Genomic DNA, 16,896 nt, shown 5'->3' on the forward strand with positions numbered 1-16,896 from the left:
TCGGCAATGGATTTTATTACGAGCGACCATGCTTCTAAATTATAGCAACCAATTTTTAGCGCTTGATGCTTAGATTTATGAGAGGCCTCTACATGGAGGCCTCTTTCACATTTATTTCTGATGACAAAAAACTCCGTTGTCCAATAGTAGTAGTTATCCTGCTATTACTAGTCGAAAATGTTAATTATGGATCCCTGTTGATTCCTTTACAATGAATGACATGAACTAAGAAATGGGGTGATACCATTCGAGTAAGCGCTTTCTAATAATGAGATGAATGGAGTGATGACAATGCCAAAGGTTTTAAAGGGCAAGATCGTCTTCTTGCTTTTTATTATGGTAATAATCACTGCTCCTGTCAGCTACGGCGTTCAATCCTCTCAGGCGGCGGTATCGTGGCCGGCTTCCGATCCCAGCAATACGGGAGGCTGGAGTGTAAACGAGACGTTTAGCGATGAATTTAACGGTTCGTCACTAAATACTTCGAAATGGTTAAATAAGCATACGTATTGGAGTGGACGCAATCCTTCTCAGTTCGATCCTTCGAACGTCTGGGTAAGTAATGGTACAGCAAAGCTTCGAACGAAAAATGAAAACCTAATAAAAAATGGAAGCTTTGAAAAAGGCAATCTGTCCAATTGGTCTGCTTGGGGTTCAGGTGCGAAATCAGCATCTGTCTCAGCCAAATACCGCGACCTATATGGGGTGGTCATTAATGGTCAAGGTGCTGTTCAGCAGATTATTACTGGACTGCAGCCTAATACGACCTACAAGCTTTCGGCGTGGTTAAAAAAAGGATCGGGCAGCAAAGTGAATGTAGGCGTTAAAAATTATGGAAGCACAGAAAAGCTGAAGGAAGTAACCAGTTCAAGCTGGACGTTGGGTACTGTGGAGTTCACGACGGGCTCAACAAATACCAGTGCTGAGGTGTACGTATATAACGCCGGAGGCAGCGGTATTGTATATGGAGATGAAGTAGCAGTTGTCCGAAAGGTAAATGCAGCATCTGGGGAGACGATGCTCAACGATAATTATATTACGTCGGCGGTTATCCAGTCCAAGACAAAAGCGCCTTACGGTTATTATGAGGTAAGGATGAAAGCGGCAGACGCTTCGCATACAAGCTCCTTCTGGCTGCAGGGTAATTATTCGGAGATTGATGTAGTTGAAGCGGTAGGGAATTCAACGAGGAACACTCATAAGGATACAATCATGCCCACTAACACTCATGATTTCCGCAATGGTTGGGCTAATGATATTGCAGATCCATTCGACTATCAAACGAACGTTAGGCTTGCAGCTAATTATCATATCTATGGTGTGGAGTGGAGCCAAACACAGATTAAATGGTATTTCGATGGTCAATTGATTCGTACAAAGCCTCATTCATTTATGCACGAGAATCAATATATTTTTTTGGATACTGAAATATTTGAATGGGACGGACTTCCGGGAGACAGCTTGAATTCCCTATTCGAGGTGGATTACATTCGTGCCTGGCACAAATAACTGTGGGAAGGAAAAATTTATATGAATAAAAGGGGCAATGCATCGGTTCATTCCCTTATCCTTGTTGTAGTCACTCTAAGCTTATTGGGAATGCCTGCTTCTCAGGCTAGAGCGGAGGAGGCGAGCAGGGTGAATGCGTTTGAGAACGGAAGCTTTGAATCAGGACAGCTGCCTGCTCGCTATTCTAAATGGGGAAGTGGTTCGGCAGCTGTTATGACGGAGCATGCCTATACCGGAAATTACGCGCTTGTGTATTCTGGTCAAGGCGCAATCGAATTTCCGGTGTCCGGTCTACAGTCCAATACTGAATACAAGGCAGCTGTGTACGCCAAGCTGGGAACTAGCGCTGGAGCCACTCTTGGGGTTAAGGAGCACAACGGTGCTGAAGACAGCTATATCCCTATTCGTGGGACAACATACAGCTTATACGAAGTGAGCTTCCAGACAGGCGCTGTAGAAACTTCCGCAAAGGTCTATCTGTATAACGAAAGCGGTTCCGGTACAGTCTACGCCGATGACTTTGAGCTGCTGGTTGAAGTACTGCCGCCTCCGGTCATTAACGAGAATATAGTTGATAATTCCATCTATCCGTTATCCGCTTCGGACAATGTCCGAAGCTGGAAGTACAGCCTGGATTATTCCGATGAATTCGGGGGCGCAGCTCTAGACACGAATAAATGGAACGATCATCATACGTACTGGTTAGGCAGGCAGCCCTCGATCTTCTCGCCGCGCAACATCAGGCAAGAGAACGGTCAATTAATATTGACAGCCAAATATGAAACGATACCTGAGATGGCGGAAGCCAATGCGAAGCTTGGCCCCAATAGCCCGCAGTATGAGAAATACACGACTGCTGCTGTCCAGTCCAAAACAAAAACGGGCTATGGATACTATGAAATTAAAGCAAAAGCCGCACCTGTCTCAGTTACGAGCTCCTTCTGGTTGCAGGGCAACGAGACGGAAATAGATGTGTATGAAACGGTAGGACGATCAACCGTCAATCCAGACAGCGGATATGAAATGCCTATGAATACACATTATTACGCTGGAGGGGACTGGACCAAGGATATCTCTAACCCTGGCGTCTACCATTCAAAGGATGATCTGACGGCAGATTTCCATGTGTACGGGCTAGATTGGAATGCCAAGTGGATCCGTTTCTATTATGATGGCGTATTGGTTCGTGAAATTCGGAATGATGTTTTCCACGAGAATCAATATATATTTATGGATATGGAAACGTTTACGTGGGCGGGACTCCCGTCGGAAGCGTCCATGGCGAGTCCAAACGGAGAATATGTCATCGAATATGTGAGGGTCTGGCGGTCTAACGAGCCCGTGTCGGATGAGCCGGAGATGGAGCTGCCGCCGGTTAAGGAAGCGGAAGCGCTTCGCGGCACACCTGCGCTGAACGCTTCAAGTCCAGATCCGTTGTGGAGCCAAGCGAAGGAAATCGGTTCTTTGCGTGTGAAAGGCGGGAGCACCTCGATCACAGCAATCGCGAAGACACTGTGGGATGATCGCTTTCTGTATATACGAACGGAAGTGAAGGACGCCGATCTTACGGGAACCGAACCCAACGAGACGTACAAGAACGATTCCGTTGAAGTGTATGTGGATGGCGGCAATGAGAAAGCCAAGCCCTATGACGGGAACGATATCAAGTGGAATGTGGATTACATGGGCCGCAGCTCCGGCATCAACGTACCTGAAGGCGCCCAACAATCTGTTCATCGGACCAATGATGGTTACGTTGTAGAGATGGCTGTCCCGTGGATGTCCATCGTTAGGCCAGCGGGCTCAACGATCGGTTTTGATATACAAGTGAATGATGCGAGACAGCCCTCCGGGGTGAGACAAGGATATTTGGGCTGGAACGATCCGCTTGATCAAGTATGGCAGAACATGGGGATGACGGGTGATTTGAAGCTAAGCTCAGTCGCGGCAAATGTGCCGCCGGTATATACCTATGTGCCGTCTCCCGTTCCAGATCTAGTCAAGTTGACCATGAACGGACAGTTGATCTCAGGTGGAACGGTTGTGAAATCCCTGATTGAAGGTCAATCGGCAGCAACAGTCTATCCCGACCGAAAGGGATTATTGAAGGTCTTGAATTCACTTGATGAAAAGGCGGTTGTATCAATCGAGGTCAACGAAAACGCAGATATTGTGATTGGGCAATTTGATGGTTCATTGTTAACCGCTTTGGCCGACAAGCAAGCGATCCTTGCTTTCGAAACAAATATGGCAAGCTATAGGCTACCTGTTCGGCAAGTCATCGCATCAGAGAGCTGGAAATCCATCCTTGAGCAGTCGGACTCGGGAGATATAGACCTGGCTGAGGTTCAGGTGCAGCTGCGGATTGGGAAGCCGACAGAGGAAGAGAAACGAAGGGTCGTAATTGCAACGGATGCTCAGTCTTTAAAGTCGATCGGTGAGCCCATCTCATTTGTCATTCAAGTGATGTATGGCACCCAAGTCATTGAGCTTACGTCCTTCGACGCCTATGTAGAGCGAACCATGCCATTGCCGAGTGGGCTTGATCCGGCGCAAGTAGCTACTGCCGTCGTTGTGGAGCCGGATGGCAGCGTCCGTCATGTGCCCACGAGCATGGTATCCCTGGAAGGGAAGTGGCATGCGAGCATCAGAAGCTTGACCAACAGTATGTATACACTTGTCGGGCATGAAGTACGACTACTCGATATCAAGCAATCCGGGGCTGAAGAAATCATTCGCAGGCTTGCCGCTCGAACGATTGTAAGAGGGCTGCCGGATGGAACGTTCCGACCGGAAGGGCAGATTACCCGCGCTGAATTTACCGCTATGCTGGTGCGGGCGCTTGGACTGAGACTGGAGTCGAACCAACAGCCGTTCAAGGATGTCAGTGCATCCAGCTGGTATGGCGCTTACGTCAGTACGGCTCATGAGCATCAATTGATTCGAGGCTATGGGGATCATACGTTCAGACCGATGCAAGTCTTGACCATAGAAGAAGGACTTGAAATGCTGGACAATGCCATCAAGCTGACGGGCGTGGCTGCCCCTAAGACCCAGCCGCCTCTCCAAGATGACGCTCCCGTCTACTTAACCCGAGAAGAGAGCGCGCTCTGGATCCATTGGCTTCTGTCTGAGTATGTGTTAGAAGTCGATATTTGAACATTGCAAGTCGAGATTGCATCTTCTCTCTACAGCGTTGAAGGACTATGCTGATTACAGAAGTAATGTCATAGTCCTTCAACCCATGCGAGCTTTAAAAAATCGTCTCGCAAAAGAGGACAGCATGAGGGGGAACACAGATGCTAATCGGAATTCCCGGATTATTACCGCCGGAATTGTTGAAATGGATGAGAGAGATGGGACATGGTGATGAGCTGGTGCTGGCGGATGCCAACTTTCCAACTGCAAGCCATGCGCAACGACTTGTACGATGCGATGGAATTGGCATTGTTGAATTGCTGGAAGCGATCGTCAAGGTGCTTCCACTGGACGATTATGTGGAGAAACCTGCCGCGGTTATGGCCGTTGTTCCGGGCGATCCTGTAGAGACAACGATTTGGGACTCCTATGAAGCGATTCTGAATAGAAAGACAGGATTGTCATCCTCATTGGAATCGCTGGAGAGATTCAGCTTTTATGAGCGTAGCAGTTCAGCGTATGTAATTGTTGCAACTGGTGAACGCGCACAATACGGCAATCTGATTCTGAAGAAAGGCGTCGTTCGTGAGCATGATTGACCAGAGGCCCAATATTGTGTTCCTGTTCGCAGACGACCAAAGATATGATACCCTGCATGCTTTGGGCAATACCGACATTCATACGCCGCATCTGGATAATCTGCTGGAGCACGGTACCGTCTTCCGGCAGGCTCATATTCCAGGCGGCACGGTAGGTGCAGTCTGTATGCCCAGCCGCGCGATGCTGCATACAGGAAGAACGTTGTTCCATATTCATGACGACGGAAGAAGCATTCCTGAGGAACATGTACTGATGGGGGAAACGTTCCGGCAAGCGGGTTACGCCACCTTCGGCATTGGCAAATGGCATAACGGCGCCGCCTCCTTTAACCGGAGCTTCAGCGACGGAGAGAATATCTTTTTTGGAGGGATGGAGGATCATTGGAATGTCCCCGCTTACCATTATCACGCGGATGGAAACTACTCGGGTTCAATTCCTGTAATTAGAGACCGAATGTTGTCAAATGAAGTAGAATATCGACCTGCAGACAAGGTCCAGGCTGGTGTTCATTCCACGGACCTGTTCTCGGATACCGCCGTAAACTGGATTCGTCAGCATAAGGAGGAGGAGCCGTTTTTCCTCTATGTGTCCTACATGGCTCCCCATGATCCTCGAAGCATGCCGAAGAAGTATATGGACCTGTATGATCCAGAGCAATTGAAGCTGCCTGACAATGCCGCCAGCGAGCATGCTTTCGATTATGGCATACGCGGTATAAGAGATGAGCAACTGGCAGCATATCCGCGCACTGAGGAAGAAATTCGAAGGCATCTGGCAGAATATTATGCCATGATTACACATCTGGACGATCGAATCGGCGATATTATCCATGCGTTGAAGGAAACGGACCTGTTCGATCATACGATTATCATATTCACAGGAGACAACGGACTTGCCGTAGGCCAGCATGGACTAATGGGCAAGCAAAGCTGCTATGAGCATAGCGTAAGGGTTCCGCTCATTTTCTCTGGGCCGGGGATACCGAAAGGCCAGCAAAGAGATGAATTTGTATATTTATCCGACATCTACCCTACCTTATGCGAATTAACGCAAGTTCCGATTCCATCGTCAGTCGAAGGAGCATGTCTAGCCCCTTTGTTCTCTCGCGTCGGAGCAATCCCGGATCGGGATAGGCTGTATTTCGCCTATGCCGACCTTGTCCGAGCCGTGAAGAGCAGAGAGTACAAGCTCATCGTCTATCACCATAACTCCCAATTGTTCCATTTAAGCGAGGACCCCCTAGAGCGATACAATCTAATTGGAGATCCGGCTTTCTCCCATATGGAGCAAGTATTAATGAAAGAATTGTTAGAGCACAGCTATCGTTCAGGAGACCGCGAGCATCCGGCAGGACAACAGTTCTGGTCGCATATCGACAGACACACGCAAGGAGCAGATGAACAATTATGATAAATATAGATCAAATAAATGAAGTGATTAGGAATGGACCGTTTCAGGATAACTGGCAATCGTTAAGCAGCTATACCGTGCCGAATTGGTACAAGAAGGCCAAGTTCGGCATCTTCATTCATTGGGGAGTCTACTCGGTCCCTGCTTATGGGAATGAGTGGTATCCTCGTGAAATGTACTTGAAGGATAGCGCCAGACGGGATCGGCAGGATGTCAGCATGTTTGATTACCATATTCAAACCTATGGTCCGCAGCATGAGTTCGGATATAAGGATTTTATTCCGATGTTCAAGGCAGAAAAGTTTGATCCTGCGGCTTGGGCAAGCTTATTCAGAAGAGCGGGTGCAAGGTATGTGATGCCCGTCGCTGAGCATCATGATGGCTTCCAAATGTACGACAGCCAATTGTCGCAATGGAATGCCGCGAAGATGGGGCCGCAGCGCGATATCATCGGAGCGCTGAAGGAAGCTGTGCAGGAGAAGGGAATGAAATTCGCGGTGTCTTCACATCGAGCGGAGAACTGGTGGTTCTACGACGGTGGAATGACCTTTCATTCGGATGTCCAGGACGACAGCTTCCGCGGCTTATATGGTCCGGCTCAGCCAAGGGATCCGGAATGGACGATTCACGGGGAAGGACCGGACGAAGTGTTCTTGACCGATTGGCTGCTTAGAACTTGCGAGCTTGTTGACCTATACCAGCCATCGATCGTCTGGTTCGACTGGTGGATCATGAATATCCGCTTCAAGCCATATCTCAAGAAATTCGCAGCCTATTATTATAATCGGGCAGCGGAGTGGGGGACGGAGGTTGCGATCAATTACAAGCTGGACGCTTATATGCATGGCACAGCAGTGTTCGATATTGAACGCGGTCAATTGAATGGCATTCGTCCCGAGCTGTGGCAGACCGACACTTCTGTTGCTCGCAACTCTTGGTCTCACAGTGTCAATAATCAATATAAGGACCCGGCGGACTTGATTTGTGATCTGATCGATATAGTGAGCAAGAACGGTTGTCTGTTGTTGAACATTGGACCGAAGGCGGACGGAACGATTCCGCAGGAAGACGAGTCAATCCTTCTTGCGATAGGTGATTGGCTTGCCGTGAACGGGGAAGGCATCTACGATACGACACATTGGAAGATATATGGTGAAGGACCGACCCAATCGGGAGAAGAGATGCACACGGAAGGCAAGCGGGGTGCCTATACAGAAGAAGATATCCGATTCACCTTCAAGGACGGGACGTTATATGCTTTCGTTATGAAGCTGCCCCCTAGCGGAACCGTTATGATCCGATCCCTGTCCACGAATTCACGTCATTTCCGCAGTGTCGTTTCAAGTGTAAACACTCTTGATGGCAACCTGCCGCTTGAATGGACAGTTTCTGATGAGGGGTTGGAGATCGATATTTCTTCACTGGCTGTAACTCCGTATCCTACAGGCTTCAAAATTGGAATGGAGTAGTTGCTGCCAAACAAGAAAAATAGGAGCGATCATAATGCATAAAAGTAGCACGAAGCCCAATATTGTATTTATTCTAGCTGATGATATGGGAGCCTGGGCGTTAGGCTGTGCTGGCAATTCGGAAATAAAAACCCCGCATTTGGATAAGCTGGCGGAGGGGGGAGCGCGGTTTGATCAGTTTTATTGTGTATCACCCGTATGCTCCCCAGCAAGGGCTTCCATTCTAACGGGTACGATCCCCTCAAGGCATGGCGTACATGATTGGATTCGTTCAGGGAATGTGAACAAATCAGAGCTTCCAAACTCGATGAGCAGCATGTCAGTCTTCAACGAGGAGCATCAGGCAGAGTCTTATTTGGAAGGTCAACTCACTTATACCGACTTACTTTGTCAAGCTGGGTATCGTTGCGCGTTAAGCGGCAAATGGCATTTGGGCAACAGCTCTAAACCCCAGCATGGATTTCATCATTGGTATACCATTGTGCGAGGCGGCTGCTCCTACATGAAGCCAGACGTTGTGGAGCAAGATGAATTCCGTATGGAGGATGGCTACGTGACTGATCTCATCACAGATCATGCCATTCATTTTATTGAGGAATTGACGACCACGGCTGATCCATTTTATCTAAGCGTACATTATACGGCACCACATTCCCCATGGGAGCATTCGGAGCATCCTGAACGGTACTTGCAAATGTATGACGATTGTGAGTTCAACTCTGTTCCAGAGCTTCCAGCGCACCCCAATCAAATTCCAACCTGTCCACGAGGAGAAGGGGACAGACGACGGGAGCTGCTGCAGGGCTATTATGCAGCTATAACGGCCATGGACCATGGTATCGGACAAATCGTTGCGAAGCTGGATGAGAAGGGGATTAGAGATAATACTCTGATTGTCTTTATGAGCGATAACGGAATGAATATGGGACACCATGGTATATGGGGCAAAGGAAACGGAACGTTTCCACTTAATATGTTCGATACTTCAGTGAAGATTCCAGCTATATTCCATCATCGGGGCATGATTCCAGCGGGACAAGTGCTTCGGGAGCTTGTAAGCCAATATGATGTGTTTCCGACATTGCTGGAGTATGCAGGCATTGAGCTTCATCATCACGAGATAGGCCCAGGCCGAAGCTTTGCGAAGCTAATGCTAGGGACAGAGGGAAATCATAATGAACATATCGTTGTATATGATGAATATGGTCCCGTTCGTATGATTCGAACGAAGGAATGGAAGTATGTGCACAGATATCCGTATGGACCGCATGAGCTGTACCAGCTTAGCAGAGATCCGGAAGAGAATGTTAATCGCATTCAAGATACGAGCTGCGCGCTAACCATTGAGGACATGCAATTACGTCTGGGCAACTGGTTTAGCCAATACGTCTTGCCGGAATCGGACGGTGTATATGCGCCGGTTACAGGCCTCGGTCAGATGAAATCTATTCGTCGGGGCCGAATAGAGGCAGGCACATTCAAGTCGTGAAGATTCATTCGCTTAGGAGGAGACATATGAGAGGTTTTGGTGTGGAATCAGCAGAAGCTTCACTATTCAGCCACAGACTCGAACCAATAGGACGTATCCTGGAGGACCGTCATTATCATGTTTGGTGTTGTTCACCCATCTACGACGAGGAAGGTAAGGTGCATGTGTTCTTCTCCAGATGGCCGCTAGATGCAGGACATGAAGGATGGTTGAAGGTAAGTGAAATTGCTCATGCTGTAGCCGACGAGCCTGGAGGCCCATATAAGGTGTTGGGTACAGTGATGACTGGTAGGAAGGGGAAAGCCTGGGACGCAGCGACCATTCATAATCCAACGGTGCAAAAAATCGGTTCAAAGTATGCGATGTTCTACCTGGGCAATTCCGATGGAACTGTGCATACCCAACGTATTGGGCTGGCTATAGCAGATTCATTGTATGGTCCCTGGAGCCGAGTAGGCAATGAACCCATATTAGATGTAAGTGAAGACAAAGGGATGTGGGACAGCTACATTACAGTAAATCCGGCTTTGCTGCAGCATCAAGACGGACAATTCTGGCTTTATTACAAAGCATGGGATCGGTACAACGACAATATGCGTAAAATGGGGGTGGCCATTGCGAAGCATATTGAAGGCCCTTATATCAAGCATCCCGCTAATCCGCTGGTTGACTTCTCCTGCATCCCGGCTGAAGCAGAGGACGCCTATGTCTTTGAAGAAAATGGGAAATACCATATGCTTATGCGAGATATGGGGGTGTTCAGCGAACGAGGTGGAATCTATCTGGAGTCGGAAGACGGCTTGCAATGGTCCCAGCCAACGATTGGTTATTACCCAAGTCATTATTATTTTGATGAACCAGAGTACCGCTTTGAGAGGCCGCAAGTGCTCATGAGGAACGGAAAACCCGATTATCTGTTCTTGGCGCTTATGGGCTGGAATGGTCAACGATCAAGTGGAGCAGTATTAAAAATCCGGAAATAAGAAGCAAGGGGGCGCTTCCAGAGTGAAGAAAGATTATGATACAATAAAATGATAACGCTTTCAATTAAACTGTACATGGAACGAGCCAAGGGGGGAGAACATGTCCAATCGTCGCGGGAGACCGGTGTTCAAATTTCTTATACCTTATTTGAGCATGCTGCTGCTTGCCAGTCTGGTATCTGTCATCATGTATCAACAGACGAGCCGGGTGGTGAAGGAGGAGGTGTCCAGCCGCAACCAGGCCGTCCTGCAGCTGGCCAAGCAGCATTTGGATCGGCAGATTATAGAGACCAATCAGCTTGCCCTCAGCCTGAGTCAGAATCCGAAGGTGCTTGCTATGCAGCAAATCGAGAATCCGTATGAGCGAAGCAGCATTACACGTCTGCTGGAGTTGCAAAAGCAGCTGGGAAGCTATTCGGCCATTACATCATCCATTGATACTTACTATATCCATTATATAAAAAGCCGGTTTATCATATCTCCTGACAAGCATAGCTTATTATCCCGAGCTTCCAGCGCGGAAGTGCAGTCGGATTCCGTCCATACATTTATTGAGGGTCTTGAGGATCGGTACTATTATCAGGAGATGATGCCGGAGCTGAATTTCCACAGCGCTAAAGGTGAACGTCCGCTGATTCCTTACATTCATACCATTGGTTATCCAAGCTATTATTTGTCACATATTGTGATGTTCATCGACAGCACGTCAATAAGGAATGCGTTGCGTTCGATTGACCTGTCGGAGGGCGGTTATGCCTATCTGGCCAACCAGGAGGGTGACATTATTGCCGGTGTCACCGGCAGCGGCGAATTCCTTCCTCGAACCAGCCATAGTGGACAGGAGCAGCTTTCCGGTCAATTCGTCACCTCCATTGGGCTCGACAACGGCAGCTGGAGGCTCGTTGCGGTACAGCCTGAGCATATCGTGCTGCGAAAGGTATACTATGTCAAAAAAATATCTGCGGTTATTATCTTCGGCATGCTGGCTATTGGAGGCGTGGCTTCCGTTCTGTTCGCTTATCGCAACAGCAGACCTTTGAAAGCGCTCATTCAGACGGTGTTCCAATTAGAGTCGCATAATGTGCGGCTGCTTCGAAGCATGGAAGAGCAAAAGCCGATGCTGCAGGCGGCATTCCTGCAGCGCCTGCTGGATGGCGCTTATTCCGGCCAGAAAGAAATGGAGTCGGTGATGCATTACTTGGACATTCCGTTGAACGGCGAGCGATATTCCGTCATCATCATTCAATTGCCATATATCCTGGAGTCGATCGATAAGGGAGCACTGGAGAAGCTGGATCTGGAAAAAGCGGGCTTAAGGGAATGTATCGCGGAGCTGGAGGGAAATCATGCTTGTATGCTGGATATTGGCGAGAACAAGCTGGCGATTATTTATGCCTCTGATACGGTCAGTGAGGATGCATGGAAGGAAGAGCTGACTGCGAAGCTGGCTGCCATTCAGAAGCTGTTTCTTGAACGCTTCCAGCATGCCGTGCTATACGGAATAGGAAGACCCTATTCTTCGTTAATGGATGTGTCGGCATCCTTCGAAGAGGCCTCCATTGCCTTGTCCTTCGGTATGCCATCCTCTAGTCCCATGCCCTATTACGATGATTTGCCCAGACATCCGCAATCGTATTATTATCCGGTCGATGTGGAGCAGAAGCTGCTTAACTATTTGCGCAGCGGGAACATGGAGGAGCTTGACAATACCTTTGACAGCTTGTATGTCGAAAACTTTGTTGAGCGCTCGTTAATCGAACCTGTCTTACGGCTCTTGTTGTCCGAATTGGTCAGTACGGCACTCAAATTTATGGATCAGTCGGGCAGGCAGATGTTTGAGGATGAAAGTATAGATATGATGTCTTTTCTGCAATTGCCTCAAGGAGCAGGTGAAGCGGAAGCCTGCTTTCATCGAATCACAAAGTTGTACCAGCACATTGCGAGCAAGATCAGCGACCAGAAGCGTATTCGTAATGAAGAGCTGATGTGCGATATTGTCGGTTATCTGGACCTCCACTATTCAGATCCTTCCTTATGTCTGCCCATGCTGTCGGATCAATTCCAAATATCAGAGACTTATCTTTCGTTGCTGGTGAAAGAACATACAGGCTGCTCATTCACGGAATACGTGAACAGAAAGCGGATGAATGCAGCCAAGGAGCTATTATCGGAGTCCCGGCTCAATATTGAACAAATCGCTGATCATGTTGGTTATTCGTCGCTGAATTCATTCAGCAGAGCGTTCAAGCGTATGCATGGTGTGACGCCTACGCATTATCGGACATTTTCCGGGCAATAATTGGATTGGTCGAATTTCCTTCCTTGTATGCCGCTTACAGCGGCTGTTTTTTTTGTTTATTTTGAAAATGCATAATGAAAAATCAAATGGATGAAAGCGTTTTTAATCATTTGTATAAAGAAAGGGCAAATGCAGATAGCGTAAATATGCTTTCCTAGCTAAGATCAAATTGTCGACGAGGCTCAACAATAGAAAAGGGGGACAACAAACAATGAGAACGGTTTCATCCATACAAACCAATCCAAAAGTCAGAATGCGCCTGCCGGCAGAACATCTGAAGCAGGCAAAACGCAGCTGGCAGCTGCTTGTTTTGTTTTCATTGCCGCTTGCATATTTAATCATTTTTCAATATTGGCCAATGTATGGAGCTCAAATCGCATTTAAAGATTTTATTCCCGTGAAAGGAGTTATGGGAAGCGAATGGGTCGGCATGAAGCACATGACGAGGTTTTTTGGTTCCTACGATTTCTGGAGAGTGCTGAAAAATACGATTGGCCTGGCCTTCTATCATTTAATCGTCGGATTTCCGGTGCCGATTATCCTGGCGCTAGGACTGAACTATGTCAGGCAGGCCAGATTCAAGAAATCTGTGCAAATGATTACGTATGCGCCGCACTTTATATCCACTGTTGTTATGGTCGGTATGCTGCTTCAGTTTCTGGATCCGCGAACAGGCATTGTAAACCAGTTTCTAAAGCTAATAGGTGCAGCCCCCGTTCACTTTATGGCGAAGCCTGAGCTGTTTCAAACCATCTACGTTCTGTCTGATATTTGGCAGAATGCTGGATGGGGGTGCATCATTTATTTGGCTGCGCTGGCAGGCGTAAGCCCGACGCTGCATGAGGCTGCAGTCGTTGACGGCGCAAGCAAGTGGCGTCGCATCTGGCATATTGACCTTCCGGGCATTATGCCGGTCATGATCATTCTGTTGATCTTGTCGATGGGCAATCTAATGCAAACGGGGTTTGAGAAGGTTTACCTCATGCAGAATCCCGTCAATATTACAACCTCTGAAGTTATTGATACTTATGTCTACAAGGTCGGGCTGATCTCGGATGGATTAAATTTCTCCTATGCTTCGGCTATCGGTTTGTTCAAGTCTATCGTAAATTTAATATTGCTCGTAACCGTCAATCAGATTGCGCGTGTGGTTGGCAAAGAAAGTCTTTGGTAGGAGGGTCGCATATGAGCCACATGGGAAGTCCAAGGCAGAGAATCAAAGAATCAAAAGGGGATGCGGCGTTCACCTGGATCAATTATAGTATCCTGCTTACGATGGTTATTATTACACTGTATCCTCTCATCTATATTGTAAGCGCATCCTTTAGCGACAGTCAGGCTGTCGTCTCCGGGAAGGTATGGCTGTGGCCGGTTCAACCGACACTGGATGGCTACGAAGCGATATTCAAGCACAAGCTGATTGTATCCTCTGTCATGAATTCCTTCTATTACATGATTGTAGGCACTCTATTTAATGTTGTTCTTACGCTGCTGGCCGCTTATCCGTTGTCGCGAAGAGACTTTTATGGAGCAAGGTTGTTTATGGTATTGCTCGTATTTACGATGATGTTCGACGGTGGACTTATTCCGCGATATTTGCTCGTCAAAGATCTTGGCATGCTGGATACGCGATGGGCTCTTATTATTCCCGCTGCGCTTAGCGTGTGGAATGTCATTATTACACGAACCTACTTCCGCGTAACCATTTCCAGCGAGCTGTTGGAGGCGGCACAGATGGACGGCTGCAACGATTTCCGGTTCCTGTGGAGGATTGTGCTCCCGCTGTCCGCCCCGATTATCGCTGTCATTAGTTTGTTTTATGCCGTCGGCCATTGGAATCAATATTTCAACGCGCTTATTTATTTGAAGGATCAATCGCTTTACCCCCTGCAAATTGTATTGAAGGATATTCTGGTACAAAACAAGGTGGATATGAGCATGGTGGCCGATGCCGTTGAAATGGCGGAGAAGGATGCCCTGCGACAGCTGCTCAAATATTCCTTGATTGTAGTCGCCGCAGGACCGGTATTGGTCTTGTATCCGTTCGTTCAGAAGCATTTCGTGAAGGGCGTCATGATCGGATCGTTAAAGGAGTAGCGCATCTTCAAGAAAAGACAGCTTATGGAGAGGGGTGATGCGTATTTGCTAATATTCCTGGCACCAGGTGTCAGAGGCCCTGCATAGCAGTCATCCATTTGAATCGGGTTAACTTAAAAAAGGGAGGAAAACAGAGTGAAACAAAAATGGACTCTTGCGTTTGTAATGATGTGTTTACTGTTAGCCGCTTGCTCTAATGGAAGCGGGTCCAATGCGAAGCCGGACAATAAGGAGGGAGACAAAGCGGGGAATACGAGCGCTGTTTCTGCGCCGGGTACCTTTCCAATTGTAGAAGAGAAGGTTACTTTAAAGGTGCTTGCTGCAGTTCGTCCGGATGTAGAGGATTACCGGACCAACGAATTTACAAAATGGCTGGAAGAGAAAACAAATGTACATCTGGAATGGGAGACGGTTCCCGAATCCAATGTGAAAGAAAAATTGAATCTGACGCTGGCAAGCGGCGATTATCCTGACATCTTCATGAATATGGGCATTACGGATGCACAGCTTGAGATCTATGGCAATCAGGGGGTATTCCTGCCTCTTGAGGATCTGATTGAAGAGCATGCGGTGAATACGCAAAATATATTCGCAGAGCAGGAGCACTTAAAACCGGCGATTACCTCCAATGACGGTCATATCTACACCATGCCGGACATTAATGAATGCTACCATTGCTATTACTCCGGCAAGCTATGGATTTACAAGCCTTGGCTGGATAAGCTGGGACTGGAGATGCCAACAACAACGGCTGAATTCTATGAAGTACTGAAGGCATTCAAGACACAGGATCCGAACGGTAATGGCATCGCCGATGAAATTCCGCTGTCCGGATCACCCAAAGGGTGGAACAGCTCTGTCGAGGGCTTTTTGATGAATGCATTCGTCTATTACGATTTCATAAACGGTGATACAACACGGCGATTGTATATGAATAACGGAGCCATAGATGCGGCGTTTATGTCGGAGCAATACCGCGAAGGGCTGCGGTATATGAAGAAGCTGTTCGACGAAGGATTAATTAATGCAGAGGCTTTCGTACAGGATGGCGATCAGTTGAAGCAGCTGGGAGCTAATGGGGATGTTGTGATTCTGGGCGCTGCTCCAAATGGAAGTCCAATCCCGATATCCGACAATGAAAGATGGAAGGATTATGTTGTTGTTCCGCCGCTCAAAGGCCCATCCGGCACGCAATATGTGAATGCACAGAATAGAAGAGGCAATGTCAACGGCCGATTTGTAGTGAGTGCGACAAGCAAGCATCCCGAAGTCGCTATACGTCTGGCTGATGCTTTCTACGATCCAGAGGTGCAGATGTTCTCCTTGTTCGGCAAGGAAGGCGAGGACTGGAGAAAAGCGGAGAGTGGCGAACAGGGTCTGGAAGGCAATCCAGCGACGTTCGTACGCTTGAAGAAAACTAGTGAAGTCGCGAATCATAGCTGGAATCAGGCCAACCCGACGAATCGGACTGTTGCTTTCCGAATTGGCGAAGCGATCAATGATCCGGTGAACAATGTAGAGTACATTCTGCATGCCTCGACCAAAAGCTATGAGCCGTTCCGTAACGAGACGGTTATGGTTCCGCCGCTCATCTTCAACGAAGCGCAGTCGTCAGAGCTGCTGGGCTTGCAGAAGACCATCAATGATTACGTCGACAACATGCTTGTCCAGTTCGTCATGGGCGATGCCAATCTGGAAGCCGGCTGGGACGGTTACCTGAACGAGCTGAGTAATATGAATATTAAGCGCTACCTGGAAATTATGCAGGAGGCGTACGATATTCGCTACAAGAAGTAAGGAATGATGAATAACCCCGGTATCCATCGAGCATTCTGCAGCGAAGAGCAAAGATGAGTGTATCGGGGTTATTCTGTTCCTTGCCATGGGAGCGATAAATAATAT

General features: G+C 48.0%; 11 protein-coding genes. All 11 read left to right on the plus strand.

Going from position 1 to position 16,896, the window contains the following annotated elements; genetic code table 11:
- The first annotated feature begins 291 nt into the window (after positions 1–291).
- The 11 genes from AC0VYE_RS11025 (at position 292) to AC0VYE_RS11075 (ending at position 16,791) form a co-directional block, all read left to right on the plus strand.
- The gene (locus AC0VYE_RS11025) at positions 292–1,509 is read left to right on the plus strand and encodes a family 16 glycosylhydrolase (protein WP_475447867.1); all 1,218 of its coding nucleotides are present in this window, start codon (positions 292–294) and stop codon (positions 1,507–1,509) included.
- Positions 1,510–1,638: 129 nt separating this feature from the next.
- Positions 1,639–4,668, plus strand: a complete 3,030-nt coding sequence (locus AC0VYE_RS11030; protein ID WP_475447869.1) for a sugar-binding protein — start codon at positions 1,639–1,641, stop codon at positions 4,666–4,668.
- 140 nt (positions 4,669–4,808) lie between these two features.
- On the plus strand, positions 4,809–5,246 hold the full coding sequence (locus AC0VYE_RS11035; protein ID WP_475447871.1) for an RbsD/FucU family protein: 438 nt from the start codon (positions 4,809–4,811) through the stop codon (positions 5,244–5,246).
- Positions 5,239–6,657 (plus strand): sulfatase family protein, encoded by a 1,419-nt coding sequence (locus tag AC0VYE_RS11040; protein WP_475447873.1) that lies wholly within the window; start codon positions 5,239–5,241, stop codon positions 6,655–6,657. Before AC0VYE_RS11035 ends, AC0VYE_RS11040 begins: the two co-directional genes overlap by 8 nt.
- On the plus strand, positions 6,654–8,126 hold the full coding sequence (locus tag AC0VYE_RS11045; protein ID WP_277747986.1) for an alpha-L-fucosidase: 1,473 nt from the start codon (positions 6,654–6,656) through the stop codon (positions 8,124–8,126). Before AC0VYE_RS11040 ends, AC0VYE_RS11045 begins: the two co-directional genes overlap by 4 nt.
- Before the next feature lie 34 nt (positions 8,127–8,160).
- Entirely contained in the window at positions 8,161–9,615 is a 1,455-nt protein-coding gene (locus tag AC0VYE_RS11050) for a sulfatase-like hydrolase/transferase (protein ID WP_475447876.1), read from the plus strand.
- 26 nt (positions 9,616–9,641) lie between these two features.
- Positions 9,642–10,598: a glycoside hydrolase family protein gene (locus AC0VYE_RS11055; protein ID WP_475447878.1), complete on the plus strand. Its 957-nt coding sequence runs from the start codon at positions 9,642–9,644 to the stop codon at positions 10,596–10,598.
- A gap of 100 nt (positions 10,599–10,698) precedes the next feature.
- A complete protein-coding gene (locus tag AC0VYE_RS11060) occupies positions 10,699–12,897 on the plus strand; it encodes a helix-turn-helix domain-containing protein (protein WP_475447880.1) in 2,199 nt (732 codons plus the stop codon).
- A 211-nt stretch (positions 12,898–13,108) separates the two neighbouring features.
- Positions 13,109–14,071: an ABC transporter permease gene (locus tag AC0VYE_RS11065; protein WP_277747989.1), complete on the plus strand. Its 963-nt coding sequence runs from the start codon at positions 13,109–13,111 to the stop codon at positions 14,069–14,071.
- 11 nt (positions 14,072–14,082) lie between these two features.
- Positions 14,083–14,994 carry a carbohydrate ABC transporter permease gene (locus tag AC0VYE_RS11070; protein ID WP_475447882.1) on the plus strand — a complete coding sequence of 304 codons (912 nt, stop codon included), beginning with the start codon at positions 14,083–14,085 and terminating at the stop codon, positions 14,992–14,994.
- 135 nt (positions 14,995–15,129) lie between these two features.
- Positions 15,130–16,791 carry an ABC transporter substrate-binding protein gene (locus AC0VYE_RS11075; protein ID WP_475447884.1) on the plus strand — a complete coding sequence of 554 codons (1,662 nt, stop codon included), beginning with the start codon at positions 15,130–15,132 and terminating at the stop codon, positions 16,789–16,791.
- Positions 16,792–16,896 lie beyond the last annotated feature (105 nt).

Source organism: Pristimantibacillus sp. Z349TD_6, from assembly GCF_056173205.1.

What these genes read in the sequence shown, in the direction of transcription:
- AC0VYE_RS11025 (WP_475447867.1), top strand. Translation starts at nt 292, where the DNA reads ATGCCAAAGGTTTTAAAGGGCAAGATCGTCTTCTTGCTTTTTATTATG.
- AC0VYE_RS11035 (WP_475447871.1), top strand. Translation starts at nt 4,809, where the DNA reads ATGCTAATCGGAATTCCCGGATTATTACCGCCGGAATTGTTGAAATGG.
- AC0VYE_RS11040 (WP_475447873.1), top strand. Translation starts at nt 5,239, where the DNA reads ATGATTGACCAGAGGCCCAATATTGTGTTCCTGTTCGCAGACGACCAA.
- AC0VYE_RS11045 (WP_277747986.1), top strand. Translation starts at nt 6,654, where the DNA reads ATGATAAATATAGATCAAATAAATGAAGTGATTAGGAATGGACCGTTT.
- AC0VYE_RS11050 (WP_475447876.1), top strand. Translation starts at nt 8,161, where the DNA reads ATGCATAAAAGTAGCACGAAGCCCAATATTGTATTTATTCTAGCTGAT.
- AC0VYE_RS11055 (WP_475447878.1), top strand. Translation starts at nt 9,642, where the DNA reads ATGAGAGGTTTTGGTGTGGAATCAGCAGAAGCTTCACTATTCAGCCAC.
- AC0VYE_RS11060 (WP_475447880.1), top strand. Translation starts at nt 10,699, where the DNA reads ATGTCCAATCGTCGCGGGAGACCGGTGTTCAAATTTCTTATACCTTAT.
- AC0VYE_RS11065 (WP_277747989.1), top strand. Translation starts at nt 13,109, where the DNA reads ATGAGAACGGTTTCATCCATACAAACCAATCCAAAAGTCAGAATGCGC.
- AC0VYE_RS11070 (WP_475447882.1), top strand. Translation starts at nt 14,083, where the DNA reads ATGAGCCACATGGGAAGTCCAAGGCAGAGAATCAAAGAATCAAAAGGG.